Origin of the sequence: Hymenobacter nivis (genome assembly GCF_003149515.1) — a bacterium.
GTDB lineage: Bacteria > Bacteroidota > Bacteroidia > Cytophagales > Hymenobacteraceae > Hymenobacter > Hymenobacter nivis.
The window spans coordinates 2,307,237-2,326,699 of the sequence record NZ_CP029145.1; the positions used below are offsets into that span (position 1 = coordinate 2,307,237).

17 protein-coding genes are annotated in these 19,463 nt (G+C 62.7%); 7 read left to right on the forward strand and 10 right to left on the reverse strand.

Features of this window, described 5'->3' with window-relative positions:
- Positions 1-151 precede the first annotated feature (151 nt).
- The 5 genes from DDQ68_RS10245 to DDQ68_RS10265 all read right to left on the reverse strand — a co-directional run bounded on the left by DDQ68_RS10245 (position 152) and on the right by DDQ68_RS10265 (position 5,118).
- Complete coding sequence (locus tag DDQ68_RS10245; protein WP_162550014.1) at positions 152-1,030, reverse strand: TorF family putative porin; 879 nt, start codon at positions 1,028-1,030, stop codon at positions 152-154.
- Between the two features lie 265 nt (positions 1,031-1,295).
- Positions 1,296-2,003, reverse strand: a complete 708-nt coding sequence (locus DDQ68_RS10250; protein ID WP_109656210.1) for an FG-GAP repeat domain-containing protein — start codon at positions 2,001-2,003, stop codon at positions 1,296-1,298.
- A gap of 46 nt (positions 2,004-2,049) precedes the next feature.
- Positions 2,050-2,412 carry a hypothetical protein gene (locus DDQ68_RS10255; RefSeq protein ID WP_109656211.1) on the reverse strand — a complete coding sequence of 121 codons (363 nt, stop codon included), beginning with the start codon at positions 2,410-2,412 and terminating at the stop codon, positions 2,050-2,052.
- A 78-nt stretch (positions 2,413-2,490) separates the two neighbouring features.
- A complete protein-coding gene (locus DDQ68_RS10260) occupies positions 2,491-2,700 on the reverse strand; it encodes a hypothetical protein (RefSeq protein ID WP_162550015.1) in 210 nt (69 codons plus the stop codon).
- Between the two features lie 300 nt (positions 2,701-3,000).
- Positions 3,001-5,118, reverse strand: a complete 2,118-nt coding sequence (locus DDQ68_RS10265) for a T9SS type A sorting domain-containing protein (protein ID WP_162550016.1) — start codon at positions 5,116-5,118, stop codon at positions 3,001-3,003.
- Positions 5,119-5,223: 105 nt separating this feature from the next.
- On the opposite strand from DDQ68_RS10265, the gene DDQ68_RS10270 reads away from it, so the two are divergent.
- Both DDQ68_RS10270 and DDQ68_RS10275 read left to right on the forward strand, forming a co-directional pair.
- The gene (locus DDQ68_RS10270; protein WP_109656214.1) at positions 5,224-5,442 is read left to right on the forward strand and encodes a hypothetical protein; all 219 of its coding nucleotides are present in this window, start codon (positions 5,224-5,226) and stop codon (positions 5,440-5,442) included.
- A 443-nt stretch (positions 5,443-5,885) separates the two neighbouring features.
- Positions 5,886-7,523, forward strand: coding sequence for an amidase (locus DDQ68_RS10275; RefSeq protein ID WP_109656215.1), 1,638 nt, complete (start codon positions 5,886-5,888; stop codon positions 7,521-7,523).
- Positions 7,524-7,593: 70 nt separating this feature from the next.
- Here DDQ68_RS10275 and dacB read toward each other — a convergent pair whose 3' ends face one another.
- The 4 genes from dacB to DDQ68_RS22800 form a co-directional block, all read right to left on the reverse strand.
- Positions 7,594-8,985 (reverse strand): D-alanyl-D-alanine carboxypeptidase/D-alanyl-D-alanine endopeptidase, encoded by a 1,392-nt coding sequence (gene dacB / locus DDQ68_RS10280; protein WP_162550017.1) that lies wholly within the window; start codon positions 8,983-8,985, stop codon positions 7,594-7,596.
- A 328-nt stretch (positions 8,986-9,313) separates the two neighbouring features.
- Positions 9,314-9,574: a hypothetical protein gene (locus DDQ68_RS10290; protein ID WP_109656218.1), complete on the reverse strand. Its 261-nt coding sequence runs from the start codon at positions 9,572-9,574 to the stop codon at positions 9,314-9,316.
- A gap of 9 nt (positions 9,575-9,583) precedes the next feature.
- The gene (locus DDQ68_RS10295; protein ID WP_162550018.1) at positions 9,584-9,781 is read right to left on the reverse strand and encodes a hypothetical protein; all 198 of its coding nucleotides are present in this window, start codon (positions 9,779-9,781) and stop codon (positions 9,584-9,586) included.
- Positions 9,782-9,834: 53 nt separating this feature from the next.
- Positions 9,835-9,999, reverse strand: coding sequence for a hypothetical protein (locus tag DDQ68_RS22800; RefSeq protein ID WP_162550019.1), 165 nt, complete (start codon positions 9,997-9,999; stop codon positions 9,835-9,837).
- Between the two features lie 131 nt (positions 10,000-10,130).
- Between DDQ68_RS22800 and pyrG the strand changes: the two genes are divergently transcribed.
- Positions 10,131-11,783 carry a CTP synthase gene (pyrG, locus tag DDQ68_RS10300; RefSeq protein WP_109656220.1) on the forward strand — a complete coding sequence of 551 codons (1,653 nt, stop codon included), beginning with the start codon at positions 10,131-10,133 and terminating at the stop codon, positions 11,781-11,783.
- Between the two features lie 211 nt (positions 11,784-11,994).
- Entirely contained in the window at positions 11,995-13,818 is a 1,824-nt protein-coding gene (yidC, locus tag DDQ68_RS10305) for a membrane protein insertase YidC (RefSeq protein ID WP_109656221.1), read from the forward strand.
- Between the two features lie 477 nt (positions 13,819-14,295).
- Here the strand turns inward: yidC and DDQ68_RS10310 are convergent, their stop codons facing one another.
- Positions 14,296-15,969, reverse strand: coding sequence for an ABC transporter substrate-binding protein (locus DDQ68_RS10310; RefSeq protein ID WP_109656222.1), 1,674 nt, complete (start codon positions 15,967-15,969; stop codon positions 14,296-14,298).
- 116 nt (positions 15,970-16,085) lie between these two features.
- On the opposite strand from DDQ68_RS10310, the gene DDQ68_RS10315 reads away from it, so the two are divergent.
- The 3 genes from DDQ68_RS10315 to DDQ68_RS10330 all read left to right on the forward strand — a co-directional run bounded on the left by DDQ68_RS10315 (position 16,086) and on the right by DDQ68_RS10330 (position 19,461).
- A complete protein-coding gene (locus DDQ68_RS10315; RefSeq protein ID WP_109656223.1) occupies positions 16,086-16,766 on the forward strand; it encodes a metal-dependent hydrolase in 681 nt (226 codons plus the stop codon).
- A gap of 188 nt (positions 16,767-16,954) precedes the next feature.
- Positions 16,955-17,764, forward strand: a complete 810-nt coding sequence (locus tag DDQ68_RS10320; RefSeq protein ID WP_109656224.1) for a ParA family protein — start codon at positions 16,955-16,957, stop codon at positions 17,762-17,764.
- Between the two features lie 728 nt (positions 17,765-18,492).
- Positions 18,493-19,461 (forward strand): ParB/RepB/Spo0J family partition protein, encoded by a 969-nt coding sequence (locus DDQ68_RS10330; RefSeq protein ID WP_109656226.1) that lies wholly within the window; start codon positions 18,493-18,495, stop codon positions 19,459-19,461.
- Positions 19,462-19,463: the final 2 nt, after the last annotated feature.

Sequence of the window (19,463 nt, forward strand, 5' to 3'; positions counted from 1 at the left end):
CGCGGCCGGCCCGGCCCCCGTGCCGCGCCCCTGCTCCGCCGCCGAAGGGCTAGCGAGAGCAAGTACGGTGGTTGGAACCCGCCATGGGCCCAAGGTTTAACTCGCGTTAAAAAACAATCTTTTTTTTATTAATCAACTATTAATCAGTTGTTCACTTGCCTTGCCGGCTGGTGTTCCAGCTGTAGCTGAGGGAGAAGCTGACGAAGCTTTTGGCCCCGAAGCCGGCTTCGTCGTCCTCGTGCGGAAGCTTGATGGGGAGGGCATAGTTGTAGGTGGCTCCGAGCGTCAAATGCCCGATGCGGGCTTTCACGGGCAGGGCCAGGTTCCAGCCCATGAGGCCGAAGTCGTTGACTTGCTCGGTAATGGGGGCCGCGGCGGTTTTTTTGGTTTTTTTGGCTTTGGCGGCCTGCACTACTTTGGGAGAAAAGATTTGGTAGCTCGTGTTTTCGGTACCAATGATGGCCGACAAGCTGGGCAGCACGAACAGCTTATCGATGAAGCCCAGGTGTTTCCAGGCCTGGTAGCCCGAGAGCGAGGGTACCAGACGGTGCCCGGTTTGGCCGTCGCCAAACAAAAAGGCGTAGCTGCTGCCCAGGCTGAGCGGCCCGAAGTCGTAGCTCAGCAGCAGCCCGCCGGTGTTGGCCAGCACAGCCGAGCCGCTTGCGTTGTAGAAGTACCGGTCGTACGAAACGTTATACAGCAGCTTGCTACCCAGCAGGTTGCCGTAGCCCAGGGAGAAGTCGGTGAGCACGTAGCTGGGGGACGCTTGGCTGTAGAAGCCGCCCGAGACGCCCGCGTAGGCCCCGCTGCGGTGGTTGTAGAGCAGCGACGGTGTGGTTGCACTCTGCCGGACGCCGTAGTCGCGCCCGGCAAACAGCACCCGGGCGGCGTAATCAAGCCGCAGCACCACCTGCGAAGGTAGCCCCGCCGGCCGGGCGGCCAGGGAATCGGCGCGCGCCGCTGGCGGCAGTATGGGCTGGGCCTGGGTGCGGTGCGGGGCCACGCCAAGGCAGGCCAGAAAGCCAAGCAAAAACAACCTGTTCGCCACCGTGCGCGCCAGAAAAGTGTGGAGGGGCCCGGCCGCCGGCGCGGGCCAGCGGCCCACTCCTGGCCCGGTGGGCCCTTGCCAGGTAAGAGCCCCAAAGCCGCTCAGCGTTTAATCCGGTTTCCCTTATTGGGCTGCTTTCTTTCCGCTGGCCCTGGCGGACGGCCCGGTGCAGCCCCCGCACGCCAGCAGGCAACCAAGGACGCGGCGGGCAGGTTGGGCAGCCCAGGCAGGGCCTGGGGCGTGCCGCTCAGCGGCGAGGCCTGGCGGTGGATGGGCTGCCAGCGGTGGTGAGCAGCGCCGCCGTGGCCGCCACGGCCCCTACCGCGCCGGGCAGGGCCACCGACAGGGTTTCGGCGAAGGGCGAGGGGCAGGCGGTGGCCACGGGGGGCCCCAGGGCCCCGGCAGCCCGCACGATGGCTACCACGGGCGAGTAGGCCACGGTGCCGTCCGGGTCTTCCTGGCGCAGGCGGTAGTAGGCGGTGCCGGCAGCCAGGCCGGTAGCGTCGGCAAACTCGTAGCTGAGGGCGCTGCTGCTGCCAGCGGCGGCTACGCTGCCCACGGCGACGAACTCGGCGCCCACGGCACGCTCAATTACGAAGCGGGCGCTGTTTTTTTCCGAAGCAGTGGCCCAGCGCAGCACGTTGGCACGGGCCGTGGCTTGGCCGGTAAAGGCCGTGAGCGTAACGGGCAGCGGCGCCGGCTGCGTTTGCTCGTAGCGGAGCAAGGTGCCGTTGGCGTTGCCCACGTACAGGTCGAAAAAGCCGTTGCCGTCGATATCGGTAATGACCAGGGCCGCGCTGGGCGTACTGATGTTGGTGCCTTTGTCGTCTGTGAGGGTATTCAGCAACTTGAATTTCACGGAATTGGCCGCAGACTGCGTGTAGAGGACAGTGGTACCGGCCTTGTTGCCGAGCAGCATGTCGAGGTAGCCGTCGCCGTTGTAATCGGTCAGCAACGGCTTGGCCCCGTCGCCGGCGTCAATGACGGTGCCATCGACCAGCTTACATTTGGCTAGGAGGATTATTAAACGTGAGCGAACTGGCAGCCATTTGCTCGTAGCGGAGTATGGTGCCGTCGTTACTGCCCACCAGCACGTCGAGCAGGCCGTTACTGGCGAGGTCGGTCATCGCGGGCCGGGCGTACGAGCCGTTGGTGGGGGCGCTGGCCGTGGCCGTGCCGTAGGGGTTGGCAAAAAGCAGGGTCCGATTGAAGCGCAGCGCATCGGTACCCGTGGCAGCTACTTGCTCGTAGCGCAGCACCCGACCAATTTCCTCGCCTACCAGCAGCTCCAACAGGCCGTTGCCGTCGAGGTCAGTCAGGGTAGGCTTGGCGTACTTGGTGTTGGCGTTGTTGACGTCGCCCACGGTCAGGGCAATGCCGTTGGCATTTTGCAGCAGCGTGCCGGGGCCGAAGTTAGTCGACTTAGCAGCCGATTGCTCATACTACCGAATGGTGCCGTCGCCTTGGCCCAGCATCAGGTCCACCAAGCCGTTGTTGTTGAGGTCGCCCATCGTGGGGGTCGAGTAGTTGCCCGTGGCCGTGACCACGTTGCCAGGCGCCACCTGAGCAGCATACTTCACATCCGACGACTTGCGGGTGATGCCCAACTTAGGTGCCGTGAGGGCCGTGCCCTTCGTAGTAGTGAGGCGCATGTAGCCCGTAGCCGCGGCCGGCGGCATCACCACCTGCACCTACTGGCTACTTCCTTTACCATTACCGCTACCGATGCAGGGCTTACGCATCAAAAATTCTGCACCTTTTTTCTAGCTCGTGAGGGCACATTTGGTTCGAAAACCTGACTACCACAAATGGTTGTGAAACGGTACCGGATGCAGTAAAGGCACTCGTGCAATTTTGATGCGTAAGCCCTGCTGCACCCCTACCGCCGGATGACGAATTTCGTGACCCAGAATCTGTAGTCGCGCCCATAGTTATCTGCAGGATTTTGGCTGCTAGAGCTTCAACAACCGGTGCATGGTTTGTTGGCCCGCCGTCCGGATTCGCAACAGGTACACGCCTGCCGGCAAGGTGCGCATATCGAGCGGAACGGCCCCGCCACCTTCCCATGACTGCGACAGCATCAGTTGGCCGTTGAGGCTGAACACATCCCCGGTACCCGGCTGCGCAGGCCCGGCAGCCAGGGTTATCAATACCTCATCGGATGTTGGATTGGGAGCGAAGGTGAAGCGGATGAGACGGGTTTCCAGGTTCACGGCGCTCACCGGTGAGTAGCTTGTTGTGCCATCTGTATCGACCTGCCGGAGACGGTAGTAGCTCTGGCCTGCCAGGGGCTGCCCGTCGGTGGCCTGGTATTCAGTCAAAGTCGTCGAAGTGCCTTGGCCCTTGGTGGTCAACAGGCTTTCGAAGCGACGCCCGTCGGCACTACGCTCTACGACGAAATAGGCAGCGTTTTTCTCCGATGCCGTGGCCCAACTCAGCACCACCCTTCCATTGGCTACGGCGGCGTCGAAACGCACAAGCTCCACCGGCAGCGGTGTTGCGGAGCAGATAGTGGTGCTCGAGCCGACAGTTCCACTCTGCGTGTCGAAGCCTCTATGAGTGGGCTGCGCGGTGTTTGATTCGCAGAAATTTAACTGGTTGGCAGAGGTGTTGCCGCCAAAAATGCCACTATTCGCCGAGGTACCCGTCACGGTAAAGCTGCCGCGCAGGGGGCTGGCCGGGCCGCTGATAGTCCCACTGTTAGTGAACGAGCCGATGGTAGCCACCGTCCCGCTATTCGTCACGGTCCCGCTATTGGTGAAAGATGATGACACGTTTATCTGACCGGAACGGCTGTTGACCAACGTGCCGGTGTTGGTGGACGTTTGGTAAGCCGTGACATTCAGCGTGGCTTGGTTGCTGATGCTCCCTTTGTTGTCAACGCCGCCCGATAAGTTGAAGGTACCCGCCAGGTTGCTGATGCTGGAACCGGCCGGCAGGACAAAGCTCGGCTTGCTGATGGTAAACGTGCTGTTATTCTGGAAAGTCGTCGGCCCATCAACGATAAGTCCGTTGCCCTGCGTGATGGTGCCGCCAGCCAGCGTCGTAAAAGTATTAGGACCCGTGACGGGAAAGTGGATGTCCAGACCCCAGTTACCGCTATTATTTATTGTCAGCGAGCTTTCATTTACTGGTACGCCCTTCCAGGTATTGGCCGTCGTATTTGAATGATTGATGGTCAGGCTGCCGCTCACGCTCACCTGGGTATTGTTCCAGACGCCGCTGTTGGTGATGGTAGTAGTGCCCGTCAGTTGACCGAACCCTTGGTTGTTCCAGGTGCCCGAATTGATGATGTTGGCATTACCCGGGCTGCCCACCGTGAATGAGCCCAGCGCCGCATCCCAGGTGCCCTGGTTGTTGATGGCGAAAGCCGTGAGCGAGTTCATGGCCAGGCTGGCGCTCCAGGTTTTGCTACTGCTATTGCTGATGCTCAGGCTGCCAGTAAAGTTGGCTCCCACCTGCCCACTCCAGGTGCCGTTGTTACTCAGCACAAACGCCTGGCCCGTGGTCGAACCGCCATAGAAAAGCACGCCGTTGACCGTGCCCGTGTTAGTAAACGTCAAGTTGCCTTTGGCTTCTAATTGATTGCCGCCGCCCCAGGTACCAGCATTCACCACCGTGAGCGGCGCCATAATTTTATTGCCGCCGTTATAAAAATTCCCGCTCCAGGTAGCCCCACTGTTGTTGTTGATGGTTGTAGTGGCATTGATGGCGTTGGAGCTACCGGAGACGTTGCAGCCACTGTTATTATTGATGACGCAGTTGGTCCCCTTAGTGGTCACAGTCAAGCTTCCGGTGTATGTGCTGGAGTTGCTGCCGTTAAAATTGACAGTACAATTGGGGGCGTCGATAATGATATCCCGGCTGAGGGTAGTTGCGGTCACGCAAACGACCTGATTAGCAGTCGTGATGTTATAAGTCGTATTAGCGTTGTTATTAGCTATCGTCAGGTTGCATGCTTGTGCCAGGGCGGTAGCATGGGTTCCGGCTACCAGCCCCACGCACAATAGTAGCATAATCCAACGGCCAAGGTTTCGGAAAGCGGGTGAGCGACGAGTATTATTTTTCACAATAAACAAGGATTAGTTGAAAAGTAGCTGGTTAATTTTTTTTAGAGTCTAGCTGTAGTGCTCCCCAAAAACTGGACAGTTTAGGCGGGCTAGCTTAGCTCGATTATGACCCCAAAACGCACCCGCCGCCGCTGTACGGCCGAGTTTAAAACCGAAGTGGCGCTGGCCGCGCTTACTGAGCGTCAGCCCTGGCTACCGATGATTCTCATGGTCTGCCCGTTGATTGTTACCGATTCGAGGTCTTTCGGGCCGAGGCCGGCGCCCGAAATGGTGACCGTGGCGCCCGCCGCTGCTTGGGCGGGGCTGAAACCGGAGATGGTTTAGACTACGGCGGCGGCGGGCAAGCCCAACGCCAAGGCGGCCAGCAGGGCCCGGCGCAGGGCCGTCGAAAACGAAAGAGTAGACAAGAACAACATGGAGAAAGAATAAAATAGCGAAGTGAAATAACCTGAACCTTAATCGAAGCTAAGTGCTCGTAAAGAGTGTTTTCCTGGTTAGTTTGAGTGATACAAAATTACCAGGGGCCCCGGGCAGGGCGGCACAGGGACCCCGTCCAGGGCCCCTGGTTTTCGGCAAACACGCACCGAAAAACCGCCAATGGGAGCATTTTCTCGGCCAACGATAAGGGCTAATTATGAGCTCAATTTTGAAATATGAAATGATTGATAGATAATATTGAATAATGCCTGGAGCCCGGCCCGCCACGGGCCCCGCCCTTGCGCCGATGGCGGCCCCCGCACTACCTTGTTGCCCCAAACGACCTCCTCATGAACCGCCGCTTTTTCCTCCGCACCGGCGCGCTGGCCAGCGCTGCCGTTTCCACGCTCACGCTAGCCGGCTGCTCCACCGCCCCGTCCACCCCGGCGCAAACCGACCCGGCCGCGGCGGGCCCCACCGGCGCGCCCGGGACCTTCGCCCTGCACGAAGCCACCGTGGCCGACTTGCAGCAGCACATGCAATCGGGCAAGTACACCGCCCGGGCCCTGTGCGAGCAGTACCTGAAGCGCATTGAAGAAGTAAATACCAAGGGGCCCAACCTGCGCGCCATCATCGAAACCAACCCCGACGCCCTGAAGCTGGCCGATGCACTCGACGCCGAGCGCAAGGCCGGCAAGGTGCGGGGGCCCCTGCACGGCATTCCGGTGCTCCTCAAAGACAACATCGACACCGGCGACCAGCAGCAAACCACCGCCGGCTCGCTGGCCCTGGCCGGCCATAAGGCGGCGCAGGATGCGTTTATCGTCAAGCAGTTGCGCGCCGCCGGGGCCGTGGTGCTGGGCAAAACCAACCTCAGCGAGTGGGCCAATTTCCGGTCGTCGCGCTCGACCAGTGGCTGGAGCAGCCGCGGCGGCCAAACCAAAAACCCCTATGTGCTCGACCGCACGCCCAGCGGTTCCAGCGCAGGCTCGGGGGCGGCCGTGGCGGCTAGCCTGTGCGCCGTGGCCATCGGCACCGAAACCGACGGCTCGGTGGTGTCGCCCAGCTCGGTGAACGGACTGGTGGGCCTCAAGCCTACCGTGGGGCTGCTTAGCCGCACAGGCATCATCCCGATCTCGGCCACCCAGGACACGGCCGGCCCCATGGCCCGCACCGTGCGCGACGCCGCCCTGCTGCTGGGGGCCCTGGCGGGCGAAGACGCCGCCGATGCCGCTACCAAAGGCAGCGCTGCCTACGCCCAAGCCGACTACACCAAGTATCTGGACACGAATGCGTTGAAAGGCAAGCGGCTGGGTGTGGAGAAAACCCACCTCACTGGCACCTCGCCCGCCATTGCGCTCATGCAGCAAGCCATGGCGGCCCTGAAAGCGCAGGGCGCGACGGTGGTTGAAGTAGAGGTGGCCAGGCCCGCGGGGGCCCTCGGCGACGCCGAATACCAAGTGCTGCTCTACGAGTTCAAGGCCGGGTTGAACCAGTACCTGGCCGGGGCGGGGGCCCCGGTGAAAACCCTGGCCGACGTCATCGCCTTCAACACCCAGCACGCCGCGCAGGCCATGCCCTTCTTCCAGCAGGAAACCCTGGAGCTAGCCCAGAAAACCGACGGCCTGGCCAGCACCAAGTACCGCGCGGCCCTGGCCCGCTCGCAGGGTGGCGCCCGCAAAATCCTCGACAACGTTTTGCAAACCAACCGGCTCGACGCCATCGTCGGCATCACCACCGGCCCGGCCGGCTGCATCGATTTGGTGAACGGCGACTACTCCTCGGGCCTCGATTTCTCGTCGGCCGCGGCCATGGCCGGCTACCCGCACCTCACCGTGCCCATGGGCCAGGCGCACGGCCTGCCGGTGGGCCTTTCGCTGGTGGGCCCTGCCTGGGCCGAGGGGCCCCTACTGGGCCTGGGCTACGCCTACGAGCAAGCCACCAAACTGCGCCGGGCCCCCGAGCTGCGGGGCCCCATAGCGGGGTAGCGGCGGGGCCCCGGGGCAGTTTGGAAGGCGACGCAGTTGCCGCCTGTCCAACCGCCACCCGGGGCCCTACCTACAGCCGCGCCCGCACCTGGCGCAGCACGCGTTCCATCTCGTTGCGGATGTCGCCGCTGTCGACGATATGGTTGTTGTTCAGGAAAGTGAAGGCCAGCAGGCGGCCGCTTTTGGTGCGCAGGTAGCCGCTCAGGTTGGTATTGTTGGCGAGCGAGCCGGTTTTGCCCCACACCCAGGGCCCCTGGGCGTCGTGGTAGCGCTTGCGCAGCGTGCCCTGGCGGCCGCCGGCGGCCAGCAGGCTCAGCAGGCGGGGCTCGGGTACCTCCCGGTGCAGTTGCAGCAACAGTGCCTCCAGGGTGCGGGGCGTGACAAGGTTCTGGCGCGAGAGGCCCGAGCCGTCGGCCCAGGCCACGGGGTCGGGCAGAGTGCCGAGGTATTTTTTGCGCACGTACCGAATCACGCGCTGCGCACTGAGCGAATCGTGCAGGCCCACGGTAGTGCTGGCCATCAGCAAGAGCTGCTCGGCCAGGAAGTTGTCGCTCACGCGCAGCATCCGGCGGTAGAGGCTGTCCACGGGCAGGCCGCGCAGGGTATGCACCACATCGGTGGGGCGCGGGCGCCAGGGGGCCCCCACCAGCGGCCGCCGCAGCGTATCGCCGAGCAGGCGCAGCGTGAAGGCGCGGCTGGTACGGAACGGCACCTCGTCGATCCACCTTTTATTAAACGGCGCCACCACGTAGAAGCGGTTCTCGTCCAGGGCCCGAATTACATGGGTGTCCTTGTCGATATTAGGCGTGCGCAGCGCGGCCGGCACGGGCCCCGTGAGCGGCGCAAAATACTGGGGTAGCACGCGCAGCCGGCTGGCCACCTTGCCCGCGGGCGGAGTGGCGTAGAAGCGCACGGTGTTCCCATAAATCGGAAACGCCGTGCGCTCGGGCTGGAAGTAGTAGCCGAAATCGTCCCAGGGCCAGCCGGGACCGTAGGGCGTGGAGCAGGCAATGTCGCAGCTGGCGAGCAGGCCGGGCGCACGTTGCAAAAACGCGAAGGCGCGGCGGCTGGGCACGTCGCCGTGCAGGAATGTGGGGTCGCCGGTGCCCTGGAAGAACAGCGTGTCGCCGCGGCTGAAGTAGCGCAGGCTGGGCAGCGAGTCGGGCAGCAGTTTCAGGCCGGCGTAGAGGCTGAGCAGCTTCATGTTGCTGGCCGGCACGAAGTATTTGGTTTCGTTTTGGGCGAACAGCGGCTCGCCGGTGGCGGCGTCGGCCAACACAAGGGCCACGGCGTGGGGCCGCAGCACAACCGAGCTGTCAAGCAAATTACGCAGCCAGGGCAGCTTTTCGGCGCCGGGCAATGGGGCCGCGGCAGGCATTTTTTCAGGGGCCTGGGCGCAGGCGGCGAGGTGGGTGGCGCCCAGCGCCAGCAAACTCAGGAAGTAGAAGGAACGAAGCAACACGGGCCCCAATTTACGCAATAGTTGCGAGCGAGGAGCTTTTTGCCCGGTGCCGGGCCCCGGGCGCCCCGCCCACCCGGGGCCCTATTGGACGGCGGCTGGCGGGCTCCCGAACTGGGTTTTCAGCGCCTGGCAGGCGGCGGGCGAGATGGCCGGGCGCTACACTACGATAGTGGTTTTTTGGGTGGCTTTACCTTTTTTATCGCGCTCGGCAGTTACGTTTTACAGCGTCAGGAACTGGCAGGCATCGTCGTTGGGGGCCCGGGTACAGCTTCACGCGGGCAAACTGGTCGAGCTCGGTTTCGGCCACGTAGGGCTTGAGTAGGTGAAACTAGCCGGTTTCGAAAGCCCGGCGGGCGTCGGCGGTCTGCGCGATGTAGCCCACGGGATGGGCCAGCGTTTCCTCGTCGGCCCAGGCACCGGTGGCTTCCGAAAAGGGCTCCTGCGCCTGCGCCGCCGCCATCAGGTAGGCGCCGCCCACAATGATGGTAGCCTCAATCAGCCAGATGGCCCACAGCACCAGGCCCGACGGCGTAGTGCTTTTCAGCGACCAGGTGCCGGTTTCGTTGATTTGGCGTGTGGCGTTCCACATGTGCGACGGCTACGCCAGAATAGCCGTAAATAGGCTGGGGCTGAATGAGGTACTGGCCACACTCAGCCCCGCCGAGCTGATGACCTTCAATGCCACGCCCGGCTCAGCGGTAGCGGCGGGCGCTTTCGTCCCGAAAAGCATGGTGAGGTACACGCTCCACTCCAGATACACGGCCACCAGGCCCACCAGCAGGGCCGGCCGCGCCATACCCCCCGGGCTGCGCAACTGGCCCCGCCGCATCAGCCCCCGTAGCCCCGCCCCTAGGGCCCCGCCAAACGCCAGGCACAGAAAAAACTTATGTAGCGGCTGTGCCACAGCGCGTAGCCGTAGGCAAATGCCAGCGCGGCGGCGGCTATGCCGCCCAGCAAAAATAGCAGCACCCCGCGCCGCGGCATCTTGTTGGATGGCTGGTAGTAAAGGCCCATGTGGCGTACGAAAAGGACGGTAATTGGCCGCCGTCCAGGCTCGAAGAACCGAAGAAATTAGGCCCGCCGCGCCGCAAAATCGCGGCCCAGAGCCGGCGGGCGGCGGCGGCACTATAACTTTGTCCCCCGTCATGCCTGAACGCTCCAACCCCCCAACCCCAGCGTCGGCCGCGAAATTTATTTTCGTCACCGGCGGCGTCACCTCTTCACTCGGCAAAGGAATCATTTCCGCCTCGCTGGCCAAGCTCTTGCAGGCCAGAGGGTTCCGAGTCACCATCCAAAAATTCGATCCGTACATCAACATCGACCCGGGCACGCTCAACCCCTACGAGCACGGCGAGTGCTACGTGACGGACGACGGTGCCGAGACCGACCTTGATTTAGGCCACTACGAGCGGTTCCTGAACACCCCCACCTCGCAGGCCAACAACGTCACCACGGGCCGCATCTACGACACCGTGATCCGGCGCGAGCGCGAAGGCGCCTTCCTTGGCAAAACCGTACAGGTGGTGCCCCACATCACCGACGAGATTAAGCGGCGGATGCTGCTGCTGGGCGAAGGCGGCGAGTTCGACGTAGTAATTACCGAAATCGGCGGCTGCATCGGCGACATCGAGAGCCTGCCCTTCGTGGAGGCTGTGCGCCAGTTGCGCTGGGAGCTGCCGCCCAACGATTCGCTGGTAATTCACCTCACGCTGCTGCCGTACTTGGCCGCCGCCGGCGAGCTCAAAACCAAGCCCACGCAGCATTCGGTGCGCGACTTGCGCGAGGCCGGCTTACAGCCCGACATCCTGGTCTGCCGCACCGAGCACTCCATCCCGCCCGAAATGCGGCGCAAAATTGCGCTGTTTTGCAACGTTAAAATCAACTCCGTCATCGAGTCGCTCGACGCCGACACCATCTACTCGGTGCCGCTGATGATGCTGAAGGAGCAGCTCGACGAGCGGGTCATCAAGCGCCTGAAGCTGACCGGTGGGGCCCTGCAGCCCGACCTGGAGGCGTGGAAAGATTTCCTGGGCCGCCTCAAAAACCCCACCGAGGAAGTGACCATCGCCTTGGTGGGCAAGTACGTAGAGCTGCCCGACGCCTACAAGTCCATCAACGAGTCGTTCGTGCACGCCGGGGCCCTCAACGAGTGCCGGGTAAAGGTGCGCAGCATCCAGTCGGACCACCTCACGCCCGAGAACGTGGCCGAAAGCCTGCGCGGCGTGGATGCCGTACTGGTGGCCCCGGGCTTCGGCGAGCGCGGCTTTGAGGGCAAGATTGCCGCCGTGCAGTACGTGCGCGAAAACGGGATTCCGTTCTTCGGTATCTGCCTGGGCATGCAGGTGGCCGTGGTGGAGTACGCCCGCAACGTGCTGGGCCTGACCAACGCCAACTCGACCGAGATGGACCCCCTCACGCCGCACCCCGTCATCGCCATGATGGAGTCGCAGAAGGACATTACCCAGAAGGGCGGCACCATGCGCCTGGGGGCCTACGCCTGCGACTTGCGGCGCGGCTCGCGGGCGGCCAAGGCCTACGGCAAGACCCACATCAGCGAGCGGCACCGCCACCGCTTCGAGTTCAACGGCGAGTACCTGGCCCAGTTCGAGGCCGCTGGCATGTCGGCCTCGGGCACCAACCCCGAAACCGGCCTGGTCGAAATCATCGAGCTGCCCCAGGCCGTGCACCCCTGGTTCGTGGCCGGGCAGTTCCACCCCGAGCTAAAAAGTACCGTTGAGAACCCCCACCCGCTATTCGTGCGCTTCGTGCGGGCCGCCATGCAGCACCGCAAGGGATAGGCAGAATATTAGGGGCCCCAGGCCGTCATGCCAATAGGCCGTCATGCTGAGCGCAGCCGAAGCATCTCTCCTGCAGCAGTAAATAAATTACTCAACGGGAGAGATGCTTCGGCTGCGCTCAGCATGACGGCCTGTCTATAAACACTTACTGGGGCCCCGCGCCATCGGCGGGGGCTGCCGTACCTTTGCGCATCGTTTCACAGTTACGTTAATGGATAAAAATTCCGCTACCGGCCTATTTCTCATATCGGCCCTGATTCTGGTGTACTTGTTCTTCTTCAGCCCCAAACAGGCCGACGTTGAAAAAGCCAAAAAGCAAGAAGCCGCCACGGCCGCCGCCCGCACCGCCATCAAGGCCGCCGCGGGGTCCCCCGGGGCCGCCATCGCCGCCGTACCAGCCGGCGGCATCGTCCCCGACGCGCCGCTCGACTCGGCCGCCGGCCCGGTGCAGGCCGTGACGCTGCAAAACGCCAACCTCACCATCACGTTTTCCTCGCGCGGGGGCCGCGTGACGGCCGTGCGCCTGAACAAGTACAAGACCTTTTTCGGCAAGCCGCTGAACCTAATTGACGCCAAGAGCGCGCGCTTCGACACGCGCTTCCGAACCGTGGACGGCAAGACGATTCACTTCTCGGACCTGAACTTCCAACCCTCGGCCGTGACCACGGCGGGCCCCGCCCAGCGCGTGAGCTTTACGGCGGCGGTGGCCGGCGGCACCATCGTGCAGACCTACAGCCTGCCCACCGACAGCTATGAGCTGGCCTACGACCTGCGCTTCAACGGCCTGGAGCGCACCGTGGCCCAGGAGCCGCTCACGTTCACGTTCCTCGACCGGGTGCGCCAGACGGAGCAGGACCGTAAGCAGAACCAAAACCACTCCACCATCAACCACTACTCGGCCGCCGGCAGCCACACTGCCATGGCCGAGACCAGCGAGAAGCCCGAGGAAAGCAAGTCGGAGGGCCCCGTGAGGTGGGCCGCCCACAAGCACGACTTCTTCGTGGCCGGCCTGATTGCCGACGACCAGCCGTTCAGCACTGGCACCTTCAACACGGCTGTGCCCGACGCCAACGACTCCACGTTTATCAAGACCATGAGCACCACGCTCACCTTGCCAGTGGCCGAGGCGGAGCAGGGCCGCGGCCACTTTCGCTACTTCTTCGGCCCCAACTCGTTCAACCTGCTCAAAGCAGTGACCCCGGGCTTCGACCGCAACGTGTACCTGGGCTGGGGCCTGTTCCGGTGGGTGAACCAGTTCATCATCCTGCCGGTGTTCCACTTCCTGGCCCAGTACATCAGCAACTACGGCATCATCATCGCGCTGCTGGTGCTGCTCATCAAGCTGGTTACCTGGCCCCTCACGTACAAAACCTACGAGAGCCAGGCCCGCATGAAGGTGCTGAAGCCGGAGATTGACGCCATCAAGGAGAAGTTCGGCGACGACGCTACCAAGGTGCAGCAGGAAACGATGAAGCTCTACTCCACCTTCGGAGTAAGCCAGCTCAGCGGCTGCGTGCCCACAATCCTCACGCTGCCCATCCTGTTCGCCATGTTCCAGTTCTTCCCCAACGCCATCGAGCTGCGGCAGGAGCACTTCCTCTGGGCCAAGGACTTGAGTAGCTACGACGTGTTTGCCAAGCTGCCCTTTTTCGTGAAGTGGTACGGCGACCACGTGTCCATGTTCACGCTGCTGATGACGGCCTCCACCCTGCTCATGACCTGGCAGAGCAACCAGGTGAACACGGCCATGCAGGGCCCCATGAAGTTCTACAGCTACCTGATGCCCATCATCTTCCTGTTCGTGCTGAACAGCTTTGCCGCGGGCCTCACCTGGTACTACTTCGTGTCGAACATCATCACCTTCGCCCAGCAAGCCATCACCAAGACGTTCGTTGACGACACCAAGATTCGCGCCCAGCTCGAAGCCAACAAGGTGAAGAACAAGGACAAGAAGCCCACCGGCTTCCAGGCCCGCATCGCCGAGGCCATGAAGGCCTCGCAGGAGCGCGAAGCCCAGGGTAAGAGGAAGTCTTAACCGCAGATTAAGTACTCACGCACAAGTAAGCGTATTGAATTGAACGTCATGCTGAGCGCAGTCGAAGCATCTCTACCTCGTAAGTAAATAATTACTATTGCGGTAGAGATGCTTCGACTGCGCTCAGCATGACCGCCTTTTTTACTACGGTTACTTTTGCGCGACTACTTAAGTGGATTTAACAGATAAGAACGGATTGTAATTGCTCCCTTATCTGCTACCAAAAAAGGCCACTCAATGAGTGGCCTTTTTTATTGGCTTTGGACGGGTTAGCCCGGGCTGCCGGCTTTTCGCCGGCTGCCCGGTAATCGTCGAATCGTTGAACCGCTGCAGCGTTGAACCGGCTCCTGGGGCCCCTACCTCGCCGCAACGATTGGCGGGCAACCGGCGAAAAGCCGGCAGCCCGCTCCACCCAGGGCCCCTTCCAATGGCTCCCCCGAATCCGTTCTTATCCGTTAAATCCACTTAATCTGCGGTTCAGATTTTCCACACGCTCTCCAGCAGCAGCTGGTTCATAGGATTCGCCTTCAGGCCGCGCACGTTGTTCTGGCTCAGGCGAATCAGCTCGTCGTAGTAAAGGCTGATGACCGGGGCCTCGGCCACTACGAAGCGGTCCATTTGCTGGTAGAGGGCCGTGCGCCGGGCCGCATCCTGGGTGCGGATAGCTTGGTCATACAGACGGTCGTAGGCGGCGCTTTTGAAGTGGGTTTTGTCGGGGCCCGCGGGGCTGAAGTTGGGGCTGTAGAACAGGGCCAGGTAGTTTTCCGCGTCGGGGTAGTCGCCGAGCCAGCTCTTGGCGAAGAAGGCGGCCCGGCCATTGTCCACCAGCTCCTGCTGGGCCGCCGACTGGTTGATGTCGATTTGCACCTGGATGCCCACGTTGGCCCACTGCTTTTGCAGGTACTCGCCGATTTCCTTGCGCTCGGCCACCGTGCTCAGGCGCAGGCGCAGCGGATGCCGGGGGCCCCAGCCGGCCGCCCGCAACAGCGCCCGCGCCCTGGCCGGCTGGTAGTCGTAGCCCGGCACCAGTGTCTGCGAAAACGAGGGCAACGCCGCCGGCACGAAGCCCGACGTGCCGGGCTGGCCCACGTGGTTAAGCAGATAAGCAGTCATTTCGGGCTTATTCAGGGCCCAGGCCAGGGCCTGGCGCACGCGCACGTCGCGCAGGGCGCGGCCCTGCACCGCCTGCTCGCCGGTGAGGTGGGTGCTATCGAGCTGAATACCGAGGTATTCGGTGTTCAGGTACGGCACCTTCTGCACCGTGAACTTGCCCCGGAAATCGGCCCGCACGGTGCCGTCGCGGTTCATTACCAGGTCGCGCGAGCCCTCGCGGATGCCCGATAGGAAGTCGAGCTTGCCCTGCATAAATGTCAGGAATTCCGTTTTGCGGTCGGCAATGAAGCTGATGGCCACCGCATCCAAATACGGCAGCTGGCGGCCCCGGGCATCGCGCCGCCAGTAGTGCGGGTTCTTCTGGTATAGCAGCACGTTGCCCTCATCCCAAAGCCGGAACTGGAAGGGCCCCGTGCCCACCGGATGCTCCCGAAAATCCTTGCCGTACCTGGCCACCGCCTCGTGAGGCACCACGTAGGCGTAGTGCATGGTGAGGATGCCCAGAAAAGGAATGAACGGCGCCTTGAGGTGGATGCGCAGCGTGGAGTCGTTCACGGCCACGAAGCAGGTATCGCTGGGGGCCCCATCGGGCGTTTCCAGCACCTTGCCCCGGAAAATCCAGCCGCCGGTGCTGGCCGTGGCCGGGTCGAGGATACGTTTAAAAGAGTACACAAAGTCGTGGGCCGTCACGACCCGCCCCCGCCCGCCGGGGAATACCTCACTGTCGTGAAAGCGCACGCCCGGCCGCAGCACGAACGTGTAAAGCCGCCCGTCGGGCGACACGGTGTAGCGCCGGGCCAGCGCCGGGGCCGGCTCCAAGGCCGAGTCTAGGGCCACGAGGCCGTTGTATAGCTGCTCATCGGCCCAGCGGTTGGCCTGGTTGCGAGCAAAGGCGGGGTCGAGCGAGGTGAGAGCCTCGGGCTGGTTGTAGCGGAACACCCGGCGCTCGTCGGGGGCCGACGCGCCGGGGCCCTGGCAGCCCGCCAGGGCCCCAGCCCCGGCCAAAAATACGGCCCAGGGGCCCCAAAAACGCCGCATACGAACAGAAATGAACTTAGCTTGTTCGGGCAAAGGTAACGGTACACCGTTGGCTCTAGCCGGGCCAACGATGCACCGCTTGTCTCCTCATTCCCATATTCCACCGCACCAAAGCTATGCAGCTTACCTATCTGGGCCACTCGGCCTTCTTAGCCACCATCGGCACTACCCGCGTATTGTTCGACCCCTTCATTCGCCCCAACGCGCTGGCCAAAGACATCGACGTAGACGCCATCGAGGCCGACTACATCCTGCTCTCGCACGCCCATGGTGACCACATCGCCGACGCTGAAGAAATTGCTAAGCGCACCGGCGCCACCATTTTGGGCATTGCCGAGGTGGCCGGCTACTTCGGCGCCAAGGGCATCGAGGTCATCGGCACCAACCTGGGCGGCAAGGTGGCGCTGCCCTTCGGCACGGTGCATTGCGTGGCCGCGGCCCACTCCAGCTCGTTCCCCGACGGCTCCTACGGCGGCGTGCCCATGGGCTTCGTTATCACCCCCACCGAGGGGCCCACGTTTTACTTCGCCGGCGACACGGCCCTGACCTACGACCTCAAGCTCATCGGCGAGCGGTACAAGCTGGATTTTGCCTTGCTGCCCATTGGCGACCACTACACCATGGGCCTCACCGACGCGCTGGTGGCGGCCGACTGGGTGGGGGCCCAAAAAATCATCGGCATGCACTACGACACGTTCCCGCCGCTGGTCATCGACCACGCCGCTGCCCTGGCCGAGGCCCAGGCCGCGGGCAAAGAGCTGCACTTGCTAAAAATCGGCGAAACCATAACCCTGTAGCCACCGGGGCCCTGGGGCCCCAAAAACCCTTTGCCGGATTCGCCGGGCCTGCCCGGGCTTGGCGAATCCGTTTTTTTTAGCCTTATTTTGTAGAAGGGGAAGCCGGGCCGGCCGGGCCGGCTTTGCTAGCCTCGTTGGCTTATTTCTATCTTTCCAGCCCCGGCCGCCCCTGTATTCCGTTACTTCTCATGGGAAAAATTATCGCGGTAGCTAACCAGAAAGGCGGCGTGGGCAAAACCACTTCGGCCATCAACCTGGCGGCCTCGCTGGCCGCCCTCGACTACCGGACCCTGCTTGTGGACGCCGACCCGCAGGCCAACGCCACCTCCGGCGTGGGCTACGACCCCAAGGACATCCAGCACAGCATCTACGAGTGCATGGTCGATGGCATCAACGCCCGCGACATTATCTTGAGCACCAACATTTTGCCCCAGCTCGACCTCATGCCCTCCCACATCGATTTGGTGGGCGCCGAGGTAGAGATGATTAACCTGCCCAACCGCGAGGCCAAGATGAAGGAGGCCCTGCGCCCGCTGGCCGAGGAATACGACTTCATCATTATCGACTGCTCGCCCTCGCTAGGCCTCATCACCGTCAACGCACTCACGGCGGCGCACTCGGTTATCATCCCGGTGCAGTGCGAATACTTCGCCCTGGAGGGCCTGGGCAAGCTGCTGAACACCATTAAAATCATCCAAAGCCGCCTGAATACGGACCTGGAAATCGAGGGCATCCTGCTCACGATGTACGACGTGCGCCTGCGCCTGAGCAACCAGGTAGTGGAGGAAGTGCGCATGCACTTCCAGCAATTAGCCTTCGACACCATCATCCCGCGCAACGTGAAGCTGAGCGAGGCCCCCAGCTTCGGCATCCCCGCCATTATGCACGACGCCGAAAGCAAAGGCTCCATCAGCTACCTCAACCTGGCCCGCGAAATCGTGGAAAAAAACAGCGTAGCAGCCCGCCCCGAAGCCGAATCGGCCGACGAAGCAGCGTAGCATCAGTTACGCCATCATGCTCATCTGGTTATCCGCATCTTTCCCGCTGACTAACTCATCCAGCGCCACAAAAATGCTATGGAGTCCTACGCCGAAATGATGGGCCGGCCACCCGGTTTTCGGGTGACCTACCGCTTCTTTACTGCTGAGGAGGGAGGCCGGTGGTCACCGCCCCACCAGCATACCCGGTGGGATTTTCGGTACGATGACAAGTCGGTTCACACGGGCACATTTATGATTTGGCCGGAATTTTTGGGATTGGACGGGGAGGTATTACCAGCGGGAGAAATTCCTCGGCTTGGGCAGGCTGACATGTTTTTTTTCGGCCCGGGGCCTCAAGAATTCCACCGCCAGCACATTCGACCCGGCGTGCGGGGCTACTTTGTGGAAGGAGGCTGGCGCGTAGGCGTTTGCGAAGTAATTGAGGTGCTGGGACTTCGCATTAGTTCCGAATCGTGAACTAGCCCCAGCGGAGCGTCCCGTCGGTAGCGTCACAGATAAGGAGAACCATTAGAGCCCCAGCGGGGCGATCCAAACGTTTGCAAAGACTTGGGCCGCCCCGCTGGGGCTTTGGAACGCAGAAGGCTTTTTATTCTACCGATGGACCGCCCCGCTGGGGCTCGCAAATGTTCGGCAAAATTTGAACGGCGGGCCCCGGCTTGCGCTTCGCCCGACTATCCGTAATTTTGAACTTGCTGCTGCCGCCATTTTCCGCAGGAGCTGCCGCGATGACCGTAGACAAGAACGACGACAAAGCTCCCATCAACCCGCTGTTGCCGCAGCCCAAGCGCAAGATGAGTGGCCTGGGCCGAGGCCTCAGCGCCCTGATTGAGGGCAGCTACGAGAAAAAAGGCGACCGGGAGCGCATCGTGGTGCCCCACCCGGCCAACTCGGTGGGCCTGATTCCGGTGGAGCAAATCGAGGCCAACCCCTACCAGCCGCGCACGCACTTCGACCAGGAAGCCCTGGCCGAGCTGGCCGACAGCATCAAAATTCAGGGCATCATCCAGCCCGTGACGGTGCGCCAGCTGGGGCCCAACACCTACCAGCTCATCAGCGGCGAGCGGCGCTTGCAGGCCTCCAAGCTGGCGGGGCTCGACGCCATTCCGGCCTACATCCGCAAGGCCGACGACCAGCAGATGCTGGAAATGGCGCTGATTGAGAACATCCAGCGCGAAAACCTCAACGCCATCGAAATCGCCCTCAGCTACCAGCGCCTGCTGAGCGAGTGCGCCCTGCGCCAGGAAGAGCTGGGCGAGCGGGTGGGCAAAAACCGCTCGACCGTGACCAACTACCTGCGCCTGCTGAAGCTGCCGCCCGACGTGCAGGTGGGCTTGCGCGACGCCGAAATCACGATGGGCCACGCCCGGGCCCTGGTCAGCATCGAAGACCCCAAGCAACAGGTAGCGCTGTACCGCCGCATCGTGGCCGAGGAGCTGTCGGTGCGCCGCGTGGAAGAGCTGGTGCGCAATGGCTTCGGCCGCACGCCGGCCGAGGGCCCTGGCAGCGCGGCCCGCCCGGCGGCCGAGCCGGTGGTACCCGTGGCCGAGCTGCGCCGCACCGAGCGCCACCTCACCGACCGCTTCGGCTCGCGGGTGCAAGTGCGCCCGGGCCCCAAGGGCAGCGGCGAAATTAAAATTGCCTTCGATTCGGTGGAGGACATGCAACGCATTCTGCACATTCTGCACCCGGCTTAGTG